Here is a 15,285-nt window from a genome sequence, read left to right on the forward strand (position 1 = left end):
CACAGAGCGCTACACAGAGAAAAGCGAATAGATTGTTAAGATCCAAATGTCTTTACCTCTGTGCCCTCCGTGGTTCAATATCTTTTGCTTTTAAAGCTAATTCACCACAGAGAACACAGAGCGCTTCGCTACACAGAGAAAAACGACTAGATTGTTAAGATCCAAATATCTTTTCCTCTGTGCTCTCCGTGCCCTCTGTGGTTCAATATCTTTTTTAAACTGTTAGTAGCCGTCAGGATTACTTGCTTGCCAATTCCATGAGTCTCGGCACATTTCTGCGAGTCCTCTGGTGGCCTGCCAGCCTAATGCTTTGGTAGCAGTTTTAGGGTCGGCGTAACAAGAGGCGACGTCACCTTCTCTGCGGGGCACAAATTGATAGGGGATGGCTTTGCCGCTTTGTTTTTCGAACTCTTTGACCATGTCTAAGACACTATAGCCTTGGCCAGTGCCTAGGTTATAAGTCACTATGCCTGGGCCTGTGTATAGTTTATCTAAGGCCTTTAAGTGGCCAGCCGCTAAGTCCTCTACATGGATATAATCTCTGACCCCAGTACCATCAGGTGTGTCATAGTCGTTGCCATAGATAGAAAGTTGCTCACGTTTTCCTGTGGCGACTTGAGTTATAAAGGGCATCAGGTTGTTGGGAATACCATTAGGATCTTCACCGATGCGTCCAGATGGGTGGGCCCCAGCTGGGTTGAAATACCGTAGCAGTGCAATGTTCCAGTCGTGGTCTGACTTGTATAAGTCACGTAACACCAACTCAACCATCAATTTTGACATGCCGTAAGGGTTAGTAGGTTGACCGGTTGGCATATCTTCACGAAGAGGAAGCTCTACAGGATCACCATAAACAGTTGCCGATGAGCTAAACACTAGGTTTTTAACGCCAAACTTTTTCATGGCTTCGCATAACGTTAAGGTGCCATAGACATTGTTGTTATAATAATTGAGTGGCTTTTGTACTGATTCACCTACCGCTTTTAATCCGGCAAAATGAATAACCGCATTAATTTTATGTTTGGAAAAAAGTAATTCTAAAATGGTGTGATCACGAATGTCACCCTGCACAAAAATGGTACTTTTACCGGTTAATTCTTCAACGCGATTGAGCGATTCCTGAGAAGAATTACACAGGTTGTCTAACACTATTACTTGATTGCCTGCCTCTAAAAGCTGCAAAACAGTGTGGCTACCTATATATCCAGCCCCGCCTGTAACCAATATTGTCTGCATTATGGATCTCCCTGAGAATTAGCATGAGGTTGCGGAATATATTTAGCACACAAAGCGTACTGTACTGGTTTGACTAGCACTGGATAAAGTAATGTGACCAACAAAGCCCAAAAAATAGCCATCCAATTTGTCGCAATTTGAATTATAAAGATAAATACGGGGATCACGACTAACATTTTTAACACATTAAGGAATAATTTTTCAGGACCAATTAATTTACCTTGAGCTAATTGCATTGCTGCTAGTCTTTGGGTAAGAGGTAAATGTTGTAGTTGCGGGATATTTTTGGTCGAAAAATATAACTTCATATTAGGAGTGACCTGTCTGTAATAATAAAAAGCCCAACTAAGTCAATGGACTTAGTTGGGCATTGATTTTAATACCTAGTTTACATTAGCTGCTAGGTTGTTCTGCCAGTTTTTCCCATTTCTTAGTCTTAAATGTAAATAAGAAAATGACAATACCAATAGAAATAGTAAATAAACTGATTTGTAAGTAAAGATTAGGCATATCTTCGACTTTATTAGGATCAAAGTTCCCAGCTAATAAACCAGCTACCACATTACCGATAGAGTAAGTAAGTACAAAGACTCCCATCATCTGACCGGCAAAACGTTTAGGTGATAATTTACTCACTGCTGATAAGGCAACGGGGCTCAAACATAACTCACCTACAGTGTGCAAAAAGTAAGTAGCGATAAGCCAATAAGGAGCAACTTTCAGACCTGTAGCAGCAACTTGTGCGGCAAAAAACATCACTAGGAAGCCTGTCGCCATGATGATCAAACCAAGGGCACACTTAAATCCGTAAGTAGGGGTTATCATGCGTTTGGCTAAGTTAATCCACAAAGCAGCAAAGAAAGGCGATAAAAGGATGATAAAAAACGAATTGGCCGATTGTAACCATTCAGGTGGGATCTCAAAAGTGCCTATGATCCTATCGGTATAGTTTTGTCCAAATAAGTTAAGCGATGAACCAGCCTGTTCAAAACCAGTCCAGAAAAATATCGAAGCCAAACAAACTAAAAATAATGCGCCTAATTGACGTTTTTCGTTAGGGTTGTTGTTACCCAAAAAAAATATTGCAGCGAAGTAACCTAAAAACAGCACTGTGGCTATAATGGCAAAGTTTTCAGCCACAATCACAGGTCTGAAAGTCATCATGCCATTCATTAACATATAAGTGACTACAACCAAACCAACTAAAAATGTACCAATCACAGTCCAGCTGATTTTTTCAGCTTTAGGCGAAAGTTTAACCGTAGGTTCTGCACCTGCACCTTCTAGTTTATGTAAGGTTGCGCGATACATAAGTAAACCAATGGCCATACCCACAGCTGCAGCACCAAAGGCCCAATGCCAACCCATATTAATGCGTAAATAACCACAAACGCCGTAACCAATTAAAGAACCTAAATTGATCCCTAAATAATACAAAGTGTAACCGCTGTCACGTCTATGATCATCACTTGAGTATAGCTGACCTACCATGGCGCCAATATTAGGCTTGAGCAAACCTGTGCCTAGTACCACTAAAATCAAGCCAATAAAAAAGGTGTAGTCATTTGGAATGGCTAATACAATATGACCAAACATTATGATGATACCGCCGTACCATACTGCTTTTTGACCACCTATTAAACGGTCAGCCATCCAGCCACCAGGTAAACCCATTAAATATACTGAACCGGTATAAAGTCCATATATCGCAGTTGCCGAAGCAACAGTGATTGCTAACCCACCTTCTTGCATTGATGCCGTCATAAACAGCACTAGCATGGCGCGCATGCCGTAGTAGCTCATACGCTCCCACATTTCTGTTAAAAATAGTGTGGAGAGCCCCCCTGGATGTCCCAGAAAATCTTTTGTTTTTGTTTGAGTTGCTTCAATCGTCATTTAATCTGCCTTTTATTTTTATAATGTTTGACATGTTAAGCTGAACCTTAAGATACAAACCTCCCTGAAGGCTAAAAAATATCTAAAGGTTGTGAGTTATCAATACAGTCCAAAAGGTTTTAAAGGTCTGAATTGAATAAACGCCTAACTATGCCTGTCATTTGGACGCATTGTTTATACTAGAGTCACAGCAACAACTCAAGAAAACTACTTATATCAGTGTTGGTAATGACTGCTATTTGTCTCTGACTGATCAGTTGGGTATCAATTTGTAAACATTTAATACGTAAAATATAAGAGTAAAGGGTATAAACTGTGGCTATTAGTATGGGTTACGCTTTTAGGGTAAGTATTTCTGAAGCATTCCACCCAACAGGTAAATACGTTATTCTATCGGCGTTTGTTAGCAATCTATTTTAAACGGTAGAAATTTTTATTTTATGGAAACTGCATGACGCAACTTGTATCTCGGTTAATTATTTTCTTTGTTTTAATCACTCCCCTACATATTTTTAACGCTCTAGCTCAAACCGCTCAGCAAATTGAGCAGTTTTCACGTCTTCCTAAAGCACAACAGGAGGCTCTGGCTGCTCAAATGGGCGTTGATCTATCTAAAATATCGGGTTTATCTGACTCCAGCTCCGCTTCAGACGGTGAAAGTCAGCAAAATAACCAGGCTTATCCTAGGGGCACAATGTTTGATGAGTTTGGGAATCCCACTGCTCCTTTGGATGATTTTGAAAACCAGAAAAATGATGAACAAGACGAAGAACTTAAATTGTATGGCAAAGATTTATTTGCTAATGCACCTTCCACTTTTTCGCCAACATCAAACGTACCGGTTCCTGCCAATTATATTATCGGTCCTAGCGACGAGTTAGTGTTGCAGCTGTATGGTAAAGAAAATGCTGAGCACAGATTAAAGGTCGGAAGGGATGGTAATGTTATGGTGCCCAAATTGGGCCCAATTTCAATTGCTACCAAGAGTTTTTCAGAAGCGAAAAGCTTCTTGTCTGAACAAATTAAAGCTCAAATTCCCGGTGTTGAAGTCAGCCTGACAATGGGCGAATTACACAGCATGCGGGTTTTTGTTATGGGGGAGGCTTTTAAACCAGGCTCATATAGTGTCAGTTCTTTATCCACCATTACCCATGCTTTATTTGTAAGTGGTGGAGTTAGCGATATTGCTTCATTAAGAAACATTCAACTAAAACGAGCGGGTCGACTGGTTGAAACTCTAGATTTATATGAATTATTAAACTCGGGAGACACCAGAAAGGATCTTTTATTACAATCCGGCGACGTAGTGTTTATTCCGACAGTTAGCAACACTGTGACGGTTGATGGACAAGTAAGACGCCCGGCTATTTATGAGTTAAAAGGTGGTGAATCCTTATCTGATGTACTTAAACTTGCCGGCGGTGCATTAGCTAATGGTTATGAGCAAGCTGTCAGTATTAAGCGTTTTATCGATGGTAAACAAGTTCAGTTAACGGTTGATCAACAAACACAAAATCTTGAAGTGCTTAATGGTGATCAAATTGTTATTCCCGAAATATCGCCTTTTGTGTCTGATTCTATTTCTGTTATAGGTGCGGTAGCGAGACCGGGTAAATATCAATGGCATAAAAGTTTAAGTATCCATTCTTTACTGGGTGATACACAGAGAGATTTATTAGAATCAGCAGATTTAAGCTATGTATTGATATTAAGGGAAAGCGAAAACCAACATGATTTGGATGTATTGCAGGTCGATCTCACCGAGCTAGATGTTAGCCAAAATTTATTATTGCAGCGCAATGATAAAATATTGGTGTTTTCAAAAGTTGAAAGTGAAGTTTTAGGGGATATTAAACTCGAAGATTTAGGATATACAGCTACAGAACTCGCACAAAAAGATAAAGAGCTATGGCAGGCCAGAATTGAAGAGAAGTTATTCTGGAGATCTGTTGGTTTGACGAAAGTTGAAAACCAAGCAGGTAAATATGACGACACAAAAATGGATATGCAAAGTCAGTCTATTATCGAATTAAGCGAAGCCGAACGAAAAAAAGTATTGGAATTTAAAGATTCTACGTACTTCTCACGAAAACGCATGTTGTCACCTGTCATCGCAAAACTTAAACAGCAAGCTCGATATGGTAAGCCCATAAAATTGGTGGACGTTGCTGGAGAAGTCAAGGTACCTGGGATTTATCCACTTTCAGAAAATGCCACGGTAAGAGACCTTATAAAGGCCGCTGGGGGGCTCACCGAAGCATCATATTCGCAACAATCTGAAATTACTCGCACAAAGATCAATGCCAATGGGTCAGCCGAAGTAGAACATATTGAATTTAAACCTTTTGAAGTGCTCAGTAGTGATGGTGCCAACAAGCTTTATCTAAAAAGTAAGGATCGCGTTAATATTTTCGCTGTTCCTTCTTGGCAAGAAGAGTTAACCGTTGTTGTTAAAGGTGAAGTGGAATTTCCTGGTGAATATACCATTCGCAGAGGTGAAACATTAGCTGATTTAGTCAAAAGGGTAGGAGGGCTAACTGAGTTCGGAGATCCTGACTCTGTGATTTTTACTCGAGAAACATTAAGAGAACAAGAGCGCAAAAATTTACGTGCCTTGGGCCAAGAGTTACGTAAGCAGATAGCATCAGAAAGCTTACGCAGACAATCCGGCGCAGGCAGTATTGTCAGTTACGATGAGGCACGAAAATTGTTGAATGACTTAACTAGTGCAGAAGCTGTAGGACGTTTAGTTATTGATTTGAATAAAATAATTCAAGGTAAGGCGACAACAAATGTGATTTTAGAAGACGGTGATGCCTTATATGTTCAAGTGCGCCGTCAGTCTGTAAATGTAATTGGTGAAGTGTATGTTCCTACCTCTCACCTTTATACGGATGGCCAATCATATGAATCTTATATATCCCAAAGTGGCGGGTACCGAGCACTCGCAGATAAAGAACGCACTTACATTATTAGAGCAAACGGCGCAGTTAGTATTCCTGGTAACAATAATGGATTTTGGTTTTCAGAAGAGCAGGACAATATTTCAATTATGCCTGGCGATACTATAGTGGTGCCCTTTGATTCAGATAATATCGATAATATGACATTGTGGACTAATGCAACGCAAATCCTATATCAGTTGGCTATTTCCGTGGCTGCAATTGGCAGTTTGTAGTTTTTGTTAAATATTTATTCGAGTGAGTAAGATGACTGATAAGCAGAGCAGCCAGCAATCAACTGATAACGTGCAATTTGTTGCACTATCGCCAGAAATGTATAAGTCACAAAATAATGCGGACGAGGAGATAGATTTGTTAGAAATCTGGGCTGTGATCTGGCGCGGCAAATGGATAATTATTGCAGTAACTGCAATATTCGCCATTGCCTCAGTTTTTTATGCTTTAAGCCTAGCTAACATATATAAATCAGAGGCATTACTTGCTCCTGCTAATGAAGAGCAGCAAGGTGGTATTGCCGGTTTAGCTGGCCAGTTTGGTGGCTTGGCATCGCTAGCAGGTGTTAATCTTGATGGTGGTAAAGCAGATAAAACATCTCTAGCTATAGAAGTCTTAAAATCTAGGGCGTTTTTTGCCAAGTTTGTTGATAAGCACGATATCCTGCCAGATTTAATGGCGGCTATAGATTGGGAGCTAACGAGTAATACCCTAATCTACAACCACGAGATTTATTTACCTGAAAGAGCTGAATGGACAAGAGAAGTCAAACCTCCAAAAAATCCTAAGCCCTCTATGCAGGAAGCTAAAAAAGAGTTTGATAAGTTGTTCTCAATTGATCAAAACAAGGAGTCAGGGATGATTGTCATAAGCATTGAACATGTCTCCCCTATGGTGGCCAAAAATTGGGTGGATTGGTTAGTTGAAGATATTAACTTAGTAATGAAAGTGCGTGAAAAAGAAGAAGCGCAACGGAGTATTGATTATCTGCATGCGCAAATTGCTGAAACCAATATTGTCGAACAAAAAACCTTGCTTTACCAGCTGATAGAAGAGCAGGCTAAAATATTGATGTTTGCCGAAGTAAGAGATGAGTATGTATTTAAAACTATCGATCCAGCTATTGTACCTGAAATGAAATTTAAGCCCCAAAGGGCTTTGATTGTGATGTTGGCAGTGTTGTTGGCTGGAATATTGTCGGTACTTGTCGTATTAATTCGGTATTTTTCTATTCGATGACTTTGTAAAATAATGAAAAAAATATTAATCATTTCCTCTGAATATAGAAAAAGTGGACCTACAAATGTCATTTTGAATTACGCTAGAAAGTTATCTGATTTTTTTGATATTAGTTTAGTTAGTCTCCGTTTAGAGGCTACTAAGAATAGCTCGATCCATGATAAATTTTCTGCATTAGGTTGTAACCTAAAGTTTTTTAAAAAAAACATCCTAATGAAAGCTATTAAGGAACTCACCAAGTCTCACTATGTGGTAATCAATACTCATGGCATTAGGGCAGATATATTAGTCTCGATAGTTGGTTTGTTCCGCCCATTAAATCATTACGCTACAATTCATAATGAACCTTATAAAGACTATGTTAATAGATATGGTAATTTTAAAGGGCGCATTATGTTTTTTTTACATAATCAATTTGTGTTTAAAAATGACAATGTAATTAAGTTATGTGTCTCTATAAATGTAGAGAATGTATTGCAATCCTATGGCGCTTTGAATACAAAAGTTGCCTATAACTTTATTGACAGCATGGCTTTTAAACCAGCCCAAAGTGAAGTAAGCAAATTAAATTTGTTGGCTTCTTTAAGCATTCCTGCAAATAAAAAAGTAGTTGTTTTTTGTGGGCATATGACTGAAATCAAAGACCCTTTATCCTTAGCGCGAGCTATCCGCCGTTTGGATGAAGACAAATATTTTTTTGTGTTTTTAGGTGACGGTCCTCTCAAGGCTGATGTGCAGAATGAATTGAAGGAACAAAGCAATTATATCATGCCGGGCTTTGTTTCTTTTCCAGAGAAATATTATAAATGTGCCGATGCTTTTGTTATGACATCTTTGACTGAAGGTATGCCAATGGCTCTGTTGGAGGCCATGAGTGCTAATTTGAGGATTGTAGCTTCCGATATTGATATCTTTAATGAAATTTGTGGGCTGGATGAGTTTGATATGGAATTGTTTGGTGTTGGAGATGATGTTTTATTATCTAAAGCTATAGAAAAGTCATTTTCTACCCAAGAGATATGTCGTAATAGGGATTTGTCAGCTAAATATTTTAGCGGTGATGATTTGTTTAGCCAATTTAATTTAAAGAAATGCATTGATGAATAATGTCGCTGTTATTATGTCAGTTTATGAGCAAGATAACCCAAAATATTTAGTTATGGCTTTGGATAGTATAATAAATCAAACCTATAAAAACTGCTCTCTTTACATCGCAGTAGATGGAACAGTGCCTGAACCCATAAAAGTTATACTCTCCGATTACCAAAAAAACATCGCCAATATTTCTGTTTTTTATCACAGTACTAATTTAGGTTTAGCTTATAGGCTTAATGAATTAATAGATAAAGTGGTTAATCATTATAAATACATAGCAAGAATGGATGCGGATGATGTGAGTGCCCCTAATAGGCTAGATCAACAAGTTAAATTTTTAGATGAATTTACCGATGTTGGGGTGCTAGGTTCGAGTGTCAATGAAATTGATGCTCTAGGACAATTCGTCTGTTATAAATCTATGGAAACTGAGCATAAAATCCTGTCTGCAAATATTTTAAAAAAATGTCCTTTTAATCATCCTACTGTGATGTTTCGTGGCAAGGTTTTTGAGGATGGATATAGGTATAAAAACGCTTTAAAAAATACCCAAGATTATTATTTATGGGTCGACTTATTAGCTGCTGGGATTAAGTTTGCAAACATAGATGAAGCATTATTAGATTTTAGGGTTAATAGTGAGTTTTATTCTAGAAGGGGCGTAAAAAAAGCAAAAAATGATTTTAACGCTAGATTGTACGCAGGAAAAAAATTAAATATATCTACTATAAAAGCAGTGTTTTTTGCCGTTTTAATCTATGGAGTGAGGGTTTCCCCCGCTTTTGTCAAAAAAATGCTATATAGATTTGCGCGTTAATTATTGTGTCTTGGTATTTTGCCTTATATTTTATGGTTATCGCGACAACCCTTGCTAGTTATAGTTTTAAAAGGGGCAGATTAAATGTAAATATTTACATTTTTTTTATATTTCAGTCCTTATTTCTTTTTGTGTTTAGTGCCTTAAGGTACGGAATTGGTCCAGATTATTATTCCTATCAAACTTTCTATTACGCATCATCGAGAGGTGAATTAGTTAGTTTTGAGTTAGGTTATTCCCTTATCCAAAATTTGTTTATTTATTTTGATGCTGACTTTCAATTTCTTGTGGCTTTTTATAGTTTTATGTATACATTTTTGGTTTCTTTAGGTGTATATAAAAACACCAAATATATTTTGCTTAGTCTGCTGTTTATTGTTCTGTGGAATGAAAATTTCATAACATCATTGAGTTTCATAAGACAAACCATTGCCGTTGCTATTGTTTTTTGTGGCTTCCAATATTTTGTTTTGAATCATAGATTGAAATATATAGCGGTAGTGGCAGTGGCAACATTGTTTCATTATTCTGCGTTAGTGTATGTTTTGCTTTTGTTTATACCTAAATACATTCATAACAAGTTGTGGTTGATTATTTTACCTTTGATGTTTTATGTTCTTGGGAAGATGGGGGGGTTTGAAACAGTTATTATATTTGTACTGAATATTCGAATGTGTATAGCCACCTTTTAGATAGAGCTATTTTTAGTGCCGAACCTGGGAGCGGTTTGGGCTATATTATCAGCTATTTAATACTCGCTGGTTTACTACTAACCGCTAATAAAAGAGTGCTGGAAGATAAAACTCATGCAAGCTTATATCTATTTAGTATTGCGTATTTTTGTCTGTCGGCCGTATCTCTTTCAATACCTTTAATCTCTCGGTTAACTTTATTGTTTTCTATTTATCCTTGTTTGTTGCTACCAGTGTTGATTTTTAATACAAGAATTAAACAAAAAAGGCTGGTGCTTATCTCTGTTATTGGCGTCTATTTAATACTGGCATTAAGGTACTTTTTACAAGAGTCTTTTCAAGAGGCTTACCTCCCTGTCAAATTTATCATTGAGACTTAAATGAAAATTCTAATCGTAACACTTAAGCCTTTAATAGATGAAAACGCCGATGGCGTTTCTAAAATTGGTTGTAATTTATTAAAGTTATCTTCTGCTAGTGTTACATACAAAAATTTATCTCTAAGTCATTCAATGACTAAATACTCCTACCTACTTCGTTTATTGAGTTATATATTCATAGGAAAGGGAGGTGTTCAGGACTGGTTAAAAAGTAAGTTTTTTAAGGAATTAAACTCAAAAATAAATGGTTGTCATGAGAACTTTGATGTTATTCATTTTATGGGGGCATCATTCGCTCTGATGTGGCCATTACTTTCTAATGAAATTAAAAACAAATCACTATTAAACCTTATTGATAATGGAATAATACATAGCAAAAGGCATGCATATAAAAAAGGCACGCCTTTTTATATTCTAAAAAGAATAGAGTGTTATAAAAAATTGCAAGCATACTCTAGGTTGTCTGGAGCCTTAGTGTCTTTTGTATCCAAAAGAGACGCTAGGTATTTTCAATTACTCACTGGAATTAAGGCATATACGGTTGAAAATGGCATTAACTTACCTGAATTACCCAAGCAGAATTATGCCATAAACAAAGATGCCGTATCTTTGGTTTTTCATGGAGACTTAACCTATAAACCAAACATTGAAGCCCTTCGAGTGATCGATAAGATATGTAATCCAGTGCTAAGGTGTTATGCGATAGGGCGTGTTGCAACAAGCATGAAGAATGAATGTCAAAATATAAGTTTTTTAGGTTTTGTGGATGATTTATATGCAGAGTTGCGTAAATACGACCTATATATTTGTCCTATTCAAAGTGGCGCTGGCATCAAAAATAAAATAATTGAAGCCGCAGGTATTGGTTTGCCCATTATTGCTACACGTGAATCTGTTATTGGCACAGGACTTAAGGCTGAGATTGATTATTTTGAAGCTCAGAGTGTCGAAGATTTCATCAAAAAAATCATTGGATTAGCTTCCAATCCCCAGTTATCTGAAACCGTGGCAATATCTGCTAGAACCTATGTTCAGAACCGACTGACTTGGGATGTTACTGCTAATAAATATGAGCGTATTTATAAACGTATAAAACAACCTCATGTTTTTTAATCTTCTTAAAGTAATGAGTTCAGGGGCGGCTGCACAAGGTGTAAATTTTTTGTGTGTGCTTTTGATTTCTACTCAGTTTGCGGACTCAGAAATTGCCCTGTTTTCTAAAGTTATTGCCCTAACCGCTATTACAATAGTGTGTATGGATTTTGGTTGTAATCAGTTAATAGTTTCACGCTCAAATAAGGGGGTAGATAGATATGTTCTTATTATTAAACTTTCAGCTATCGTTAGCTCGCTGGTTTTATTCGCACTTTTTTGGGATGCTCTAGCTAGTTTATACAATATACCTTTAGATATATTGCCTTACTTTTTATTTTACGTAATAACCACATCACTTTCTAATTCAATCGCATACTCCCTTCAAGGCAAAGGTGATATGAGGTTCTTTTTGATTGTATTTTATGGCCGAGTTATTACGCATTTTTCAATATTGTTTCTATTTTTAGTGTTTGATGCTTCAAGTCAACCATATATGGATTGGTTGATAATTGGTTGTATTGTCAATTTGGCTTTTGTTTTAGTGTTTGGTTTTTGGAAAAAACAAAAAATATCCCTAGAGAGGCATGACGGTTTATTAAACTCATCTTTGAAAAAATCAATGTTATATTTTTTATCAGCACTCGCTGTTGTTCTAATGTTGAGAGTTGATGCTATCATTTTAGGTGGGATTTCTGATGAATGGTTAGCTGAGTTTTTTAAAGTGAAGGCGATCGCTTTGGGGATCTCGTTAGTTTCCACATCATTTTCTCATATGTTTATGACTAAAATAAAACAGTATACTATTAATGGCTGGCCTGGTTATATGCGCGAGGTGTGTAAAGCTTTTTTGATGTTCTTGCCTGTCAGTATCATTATGTTAATTATGGCTCCCACTGTGTATTCCAACCTTTATGGCGATATTAGTACTTCAGCGAATTATATTATGTTGATCCTTATCTGTGCTTACAGTACAGGAGTAATAACTAACCCTATTAATGCGTTATTATTACGAGCTGAAAAGGCTTCAATATTGTTCAAAATGAATATTATCCAGCTAATTATTATTTATGGTTTATCTTCATTATTGGCTGCTTATTCACCGGTATATGTGGCAATGGCTATATTTAGTGCACATGTTTTTTCTCTTGTTTTTACCTTGAAGTATGTAAGGTCACATAATGTTCAGATATTTAGGAAAATTAAAGCATCATTTGAGGTTAATTAAACTGAAAAGAGATGTGAAGTTGTTTGGCGCCAATATTGAAATATCAAAAGGGTTTGAAATTGGCGATAGAAAGGGCCTTGAGTTGGGTGATTATATTTATATTGGACCCAATTCTTCTATATGGGCTACAGGCGGTATAAAGATTGAAAGTAATGTGATCATTGGCCCCCGAATTACTATACATAGCAGTAATCATAACTATGAAAATTGTGAGCTGTTGCCTTACGATAAAATAACCATTTTGAAGCCTGTGAAAATATGTTCTCACGTTTGGATTGGGGATAATGTGATGATATGCCCTGGTGTGACCATTGGTGAGGGTTCTATAGTGGCAATGGGAAGTGTAGTAACTAAGGATGTGGAGGCGTTAAGCGTTGTAGGTGGAAATCCAGCGAAACTAATTAAGCAAAGGGCTTGTTCAAACTTTGCAGAGTTAGTTAACAATGAGCAATTTTATTTAAAACAAAAATGGAAAGATTAGGGATATGTTTAAGAAATATACCGTGATATCTGGTTGGTATGGCCCTAATAATTTTGGTGATGAAGCTATATTAGAAGCGATCATTCAAAAGTTAAAAAGTGAAAGTGACAGTAATAATGAAATAGTGGTTTTAGGCGTGAAGCCGTCTAAGACCTCAGAGTTATTTCCAGACGTTATATCCTGCTACCAATTCCCCAATGACTTCAAACAATTAGTAAAGTCAGTCATTACCTTAGATTTGCTGAAAACCTTGTACGTTTTAATGCGAGCTAAGAAACTTTATGTTGGTGGTGGTGGTTTTTTATCAGACTGGCAAAGTAGAAATATTGGTTGGCTAGGGCAAATTTTGTTTTCAAAAATATGTGGTGCCCGTTGTAATCTTTGGGGGGTTGGAATTGGTCCGTTTAATAACCCAATTCGTACTAAATTTGCATCGTTAACTTTTCGGTCGTGTATTGATTTTGCATATGTCCGAGACCAAGTGTCTTTGGATACCCTTAAGAATAAACTCATGTTTTCAGGCGAAACAAGGTTAGATGCTGATCCTGTTGCCTATATGGATTGTTCTAAATATAAAAGCACTAACCAAGTTAAAAACCAAATTATTTTTGTACCCGCTATGTATTTTAAAAATAAAAAATTTGGCACTGACACTACAAAATGGGATGACTTATTTGATTGTTATATAAAAACCCTTAACTATTTAAATAGCCTTTCTATCGATGTGGTTGTGGTTTTTTTCCAACCCGATTCAGAACAAGAATTGATTGTTAAATTTGCAAAAGAGATCGAAAACTTAGAACACGTAGTCATTAAAGCTCACCCCGACCATAGAAGTGCTTTAACCGATATTTCTGAATCAAAAGGTGTTTTTAGTTTCCGATTACACGGAAATATAATGGCATATGCCAGTAAAATTGATTTCTTACCCATTATTTATCACTTTAAAGCTGAGGAGTTTTTGAAAATGGTTGGTTTGCAAGATATTCCCAAAATAATAGTGGGGGATGGGGTGCATATCAGACAAACCAATATCAATTGGAATGAATGGAAACCCGAAATTGATAAATTTTTGTTAAAAATAGAATTATGAAAGTTTTATTTGTCACAGAGCAAACTATCTTAGGTGGTGGTGAAATTAATTTGGCTAATGTTATTCATGAATATCTGATACGAGGTATCGATGTTTATATTTCAGCTCCAAAAGATGCAAAAATATTTAGTTTATTACCTTCCAACGTAACCATCATTGAAGAGCCTAAGTTATTGCAAAGAGGATGGTTTTCATTTTTTCCTTTATTTTGGCGACAAATTAAACCCTATCCAGAACAGTTTGATTATATTCATTTTTATTCTTCAAATGTCATCACTAAATTCCTTTTATTTAAAGGGAAAAAGATATGGACCATACATGGTTATTGGGAATGCAGGAGTTTTCTAAAGGGTCTTGTTAGCCGTTTGTTTGTTAAGAATGTGACTTGTGTTTCCCTTGACGTGAAAAACACTGTGGGGTTTTGGAAAGATAAAGCTAACGTAGTCGAGTTGAGTGTTGGCTCTCCTCTTTTTGATAAATTAATCAGGCTAAAGCAAAGCAAACCTAACGATAGTTGTATCAAAATTTTATGCCTAGGGCGATTTCAGAAAATAAAGCGACAAGATTTACTTATAAGTGCTCTATCTGCTTTGCCATTTAACATTGAGTGTAAAATGGTTGGGGCTGTAAATAATAAACACCCTGAAGACAAAAATTATTATCAAAAATGCTTATTATTAGCTGAAAAATTAATGAGTACTGATTCAAATTGGGGCAAAAACATTGATATTAGTACACATGTTTTAGACCCCTCTACTTTGTTTCTCTGGGCTGATATATGCGTTATTCCCTCGGATTATGAGTCTTTTAGCATGGTAACAGTTGAATCCTTATTAAGCTCTACGCCTATTGTTATTACGGATGCTGGTGCCCCAAAGTTTATTTTGGGGGATGGCGTGGCGGGAGAGGTATTTCAACAAGGTGACGTTGTTTCCTTAAGTAACGCTATTTTAATGCTAATTAATAGATTACATACGATCACTGCAGAACATTTCGAAAGGTATAAAACTAAATATTGTATCGTTAGGCAAGTTGATGAATATATTGATTTTTATATTAATAAAACTTAATTTTAAACC

The 15,285-nt window shown here is 36.6% G+C and carries 13 protein-coding genes; 10 read left to right on the plus strand and 3 right to left on the minus strand.

Features of this window, described 5'->3' with window-relative positions; all coding sequences use genetic code 11:
- Positions 1-222: 222 nt before the first annotated feature.
- The 3 genes from galE to GARC_RS13605 all read right to left on the minus strand — a co-directional run bounded on the left by galE (position 223) and on the right by GARC_RS13605 (position 3,132).
- The gene (gene galE / locus GARC_RS13595) at positions 223-1,236 is read right to left on the minus strand and encodes a UDP-glucose 4-epimerase GalE (protein WP_007621044.1); all 1,014 of its coding nucleotides are present in this window, start codon (positions 1,234-1,236) and stop codon (positions 223-225) included.
- Positions 1,236-1,544 carry a DUF6170 family protein gene (locus tag GARC_RS13600; protein ID WP_007621046.1) on the minus strand — a complete coding sequence of 103 codons (309 nt, stop codon included), beginning with the start codon at positions 1,542-1,544 and terminating at the stop codon, positions 1,236-1,238. The genes galE and GARC_RS13600 overlap by 1 nt, the downstream gene beginning before the upstream one ends.
- Before the next feature lie 85 nt (positions 1,545-1,629).
- Complete coding sequence (locus GARC_RS13605; protein WP_007621048.1) at positions 1,630-3,132, minus strand: peptide MFS transporter; 1,503 nt, start codon at positions 3,130-3,132, stop codon at positions 1,630-1,632.
- Positions 3,133-3,583: 451 nt separating this feature from the next.
- Between GARC_RS13605 and GARC_RS13610 the strand changes: the two genes are divergently transcribed.
- From GARC_RS13610 to GARC_RS13660, 10 genes are all read left to right on the plus strand, one after another.
- Complete coding sequence (locus GARC_RS13610; RefSeq protein WP_007621050.1) at positions 3,584-6,310, plus strand: polysaccharide biosynthesis/export family protein; 2,727 nt, start codon at positions 3,584-3,586, stop codon at positions 6,308-6,310.
- 31 nt (positions 6,311-6,341) lie between these two features.
- Entirely contained in the window at positions 6,342-7,328 is a 987-nt protein-coding gene (locus tag GARC_RS13615) for a Wzz/FepE/Etk N-terminal domain-containing protein (RefSeq protein ID WP_007621052.1), read from the plus strand.
- A gap of 12 nt (positions 7,329-7,340) precedes the next feature.
- A complete protein-coding gene (locus GARC_RS13620; RefSeq protein ID WP_039989649.1) occupies positions 7,341-8,435 on the plus strand; it encodes a glycosyltransferase family 4 protein in 1,095 nt (364 codons plus the stop codon).
- Positions 8,428-9,240 (plus strand): glycosyltransferase, encoded by an 813-nt coding sequence (locus GARC_RS13625; RefSeq protein ID WP_007621056.1) that lies wholly within the window; start codon positions 8,428-8,430, stop codon positions 9,238-9,240. The genes GARC_RS13620 and GARC_RS13625 overlap by 8 nt, the downstream gene beginning before the upstream one ends.
- A gap of 32 nt (positions 9,241-9,272) precedes the next feature.
- Complete coding sequence (locus tag GARC_RS27725) at positions 9,273-9,932, plus strand: EpsG family protein (RefSeq protein WP_007621058.1); 660 nt, start codon at positions 9,273-9,275, stop codon at positions 9,930-9,932.
- Positions 9,933-10,312: 380 nt separating this feature from the next.
- Positions 10,313-11,425, plus strand: a complete 1,113-nt coding sequence (locus tag GARC_RS13640; protein ID WP_007621062.1) for a glycosyltransferase family 4 protein — start codon at positions 10,313-10,315, stop codon at positions 11,423-11,425.
- Positions 11,415-12,632 (plus strand): lipopolysaccharide biosynthesis protein, encoded by a 1,218-nt coding sequence (locus tag GARC_RS13645; RefSeq protein WP_039989653.1) that lies wholly within the window; start codon positions 11,415-11,417, stop codon positions 12,630-12,632. Before GARC_RS13640 ends, GARC_RS13645 begins: the two co-directional genes overlap by 11 nt.
- Positions 12,586-13,113: an acyltransferase gene (locus GARC_RS13650; RefSeq protein ID WP_007621074.1), complete on the plus strand. Its 528-nt coding sequence runs from the start codon at positions 12,586-12,588 to the stop codon at positions 13,111-13,113. Before GARC_RS13645 ends, GARC_RS13650 begins: the two co-directional genes overlap by 47 nt.
- A gap of 4 nt (positions 13,114-13,117) precedes the next feature.
- Positions 13,118-14,206: a polysaccharide pyruvyl transferase family protein gene (locus GARC_RS13655; RefSeq protein ID WP_007621075.1), complete on the plus strand. Its 1,089-nt coding sequence runs from the start codon at positions 13,118-13,120 to the stop codon at positions 14,204-14,206.
- Entirely contained in the window at positions 14,203-15,276 is a 1,074-nt protein-coding gene (locus tag GARC_RS13660; RefSeq protein ID WP_007621076.1) for a glycosyltransferase family 4 protein, read from the plus strand. The genes GARC_RS13655 and GARC_RS13660 overlap by 4 nt, the downstream gene beginning before the upstream one ends.
- Positions 15,277-15,285: the final 9 nt, after the last annotated feature.

The sequence above is a fragment of the Paraglaciecola arctica BSs20135 genome, assembly GCF_000314995.1.
Classification (GTDB): Bacteria; Pseudomonadota; Gammaproteobacteria; order Enterobacterales; family Alteromonadaceae; genus Paraglaciecola; species Paraglaciecola arctica.

What these genes read in the sequence shown, in the direction of transcription:
- galE (WP_007621044.1), bottom strand. Translation starts at nt 1,236, where the DNA reads ATGCAGACAATATTGGTTACAGGCGGGGCTGGATATATAGGTAGCCAC.
- GARC_RS13600 (WP_007621046.1), bottom strand. Translation starts at nt 1,544, where the DNA reads ATGAAGTTATATTTTTCGACCAAAAATATCCCGCAACTACAACATTTA.
- GARC_RS13605 (WP_007621048.1), bottom strand. Translation starts at nt 3,132, where the DNA reads ATGACGATTGAAGCAACTCAAACAAAAACAAAAGATTTTCTGGGACAT.
- GARC_RS13610 (WP_007621050.1), top strand. Translation starts at nt 3,584, where the DNA reads ATGACGCAACTTGTATCTCGGTTAATTATTTTCTTTGTTTTAATCACT.
- GARC_RS13615 (WP_007621052.1), top strand. Translation starts at nt 6,342, where the DNA reads ATGACTGATAAGCAGAGCAGCCAGCAATCAACTGATAACGTGCAATTT.
- GARC_RS13620 (WP_039989649.1), top strand. Translation starts at nt 7,341, where the DNA reads ATGAAAAAAATATTAATCATTTCCTCTGAATATAGAAAAAGTGGACCT.
- GARC_RS13625 (WP_007621056.1), top strand. Translation starts at nt 8,428, where the DNA reads ATGAATAATGTCGCTGTTATTATGTCAGTTTATGAGCAAGATAACCCA.
- GARC_RS27725 (WP_007621058.1), top strand. Translation starts at nt 9,273, where the DNA reads ATGGTTATCGCGACAACCCTTGCTAGTTATAGTTTTAAAAGGGGCAGA.
- GARC_RS13640 (WP_007621062.1), top strand. Translation starts at nt 10,313, where the DNA reads ATGAAAATTCTAATCGTAACACTTAAGCCTTTAATAGATGAAAACGCC.
- GARC_RS13645 (WP_039989653.1), top strand. Translation starts at nt 11,415, where the DNA reads ATGTTTTTTAATCTTCTTAAAGTAATGAGTTCAGGGGCGGCTGCACAA.
- GARC_RS13650 (WP_007621074.1), top strand. Translation starts at nt 12,586, where the DNA reads ATGTTCAGATATTTAGGAAAATTAAAGCATCATTTGAGGTTAATTAAA.
- GARC_RS13655 (WP_007621075.1), top strand. Translation starts at nt 13,118, where the DNA reads ATGTTTAAGAAATATACCGTGATATCTGGTTGGTATGGCCCTAATAAT.
- GARC_RS13660 (WP_007621076.1), top strand. Translation starts at nt 14,203, where the DNA reads ATGAAAGTTTTATTTGTCACAGAGCAAACTATCTTAGGTGGTGGTGAA.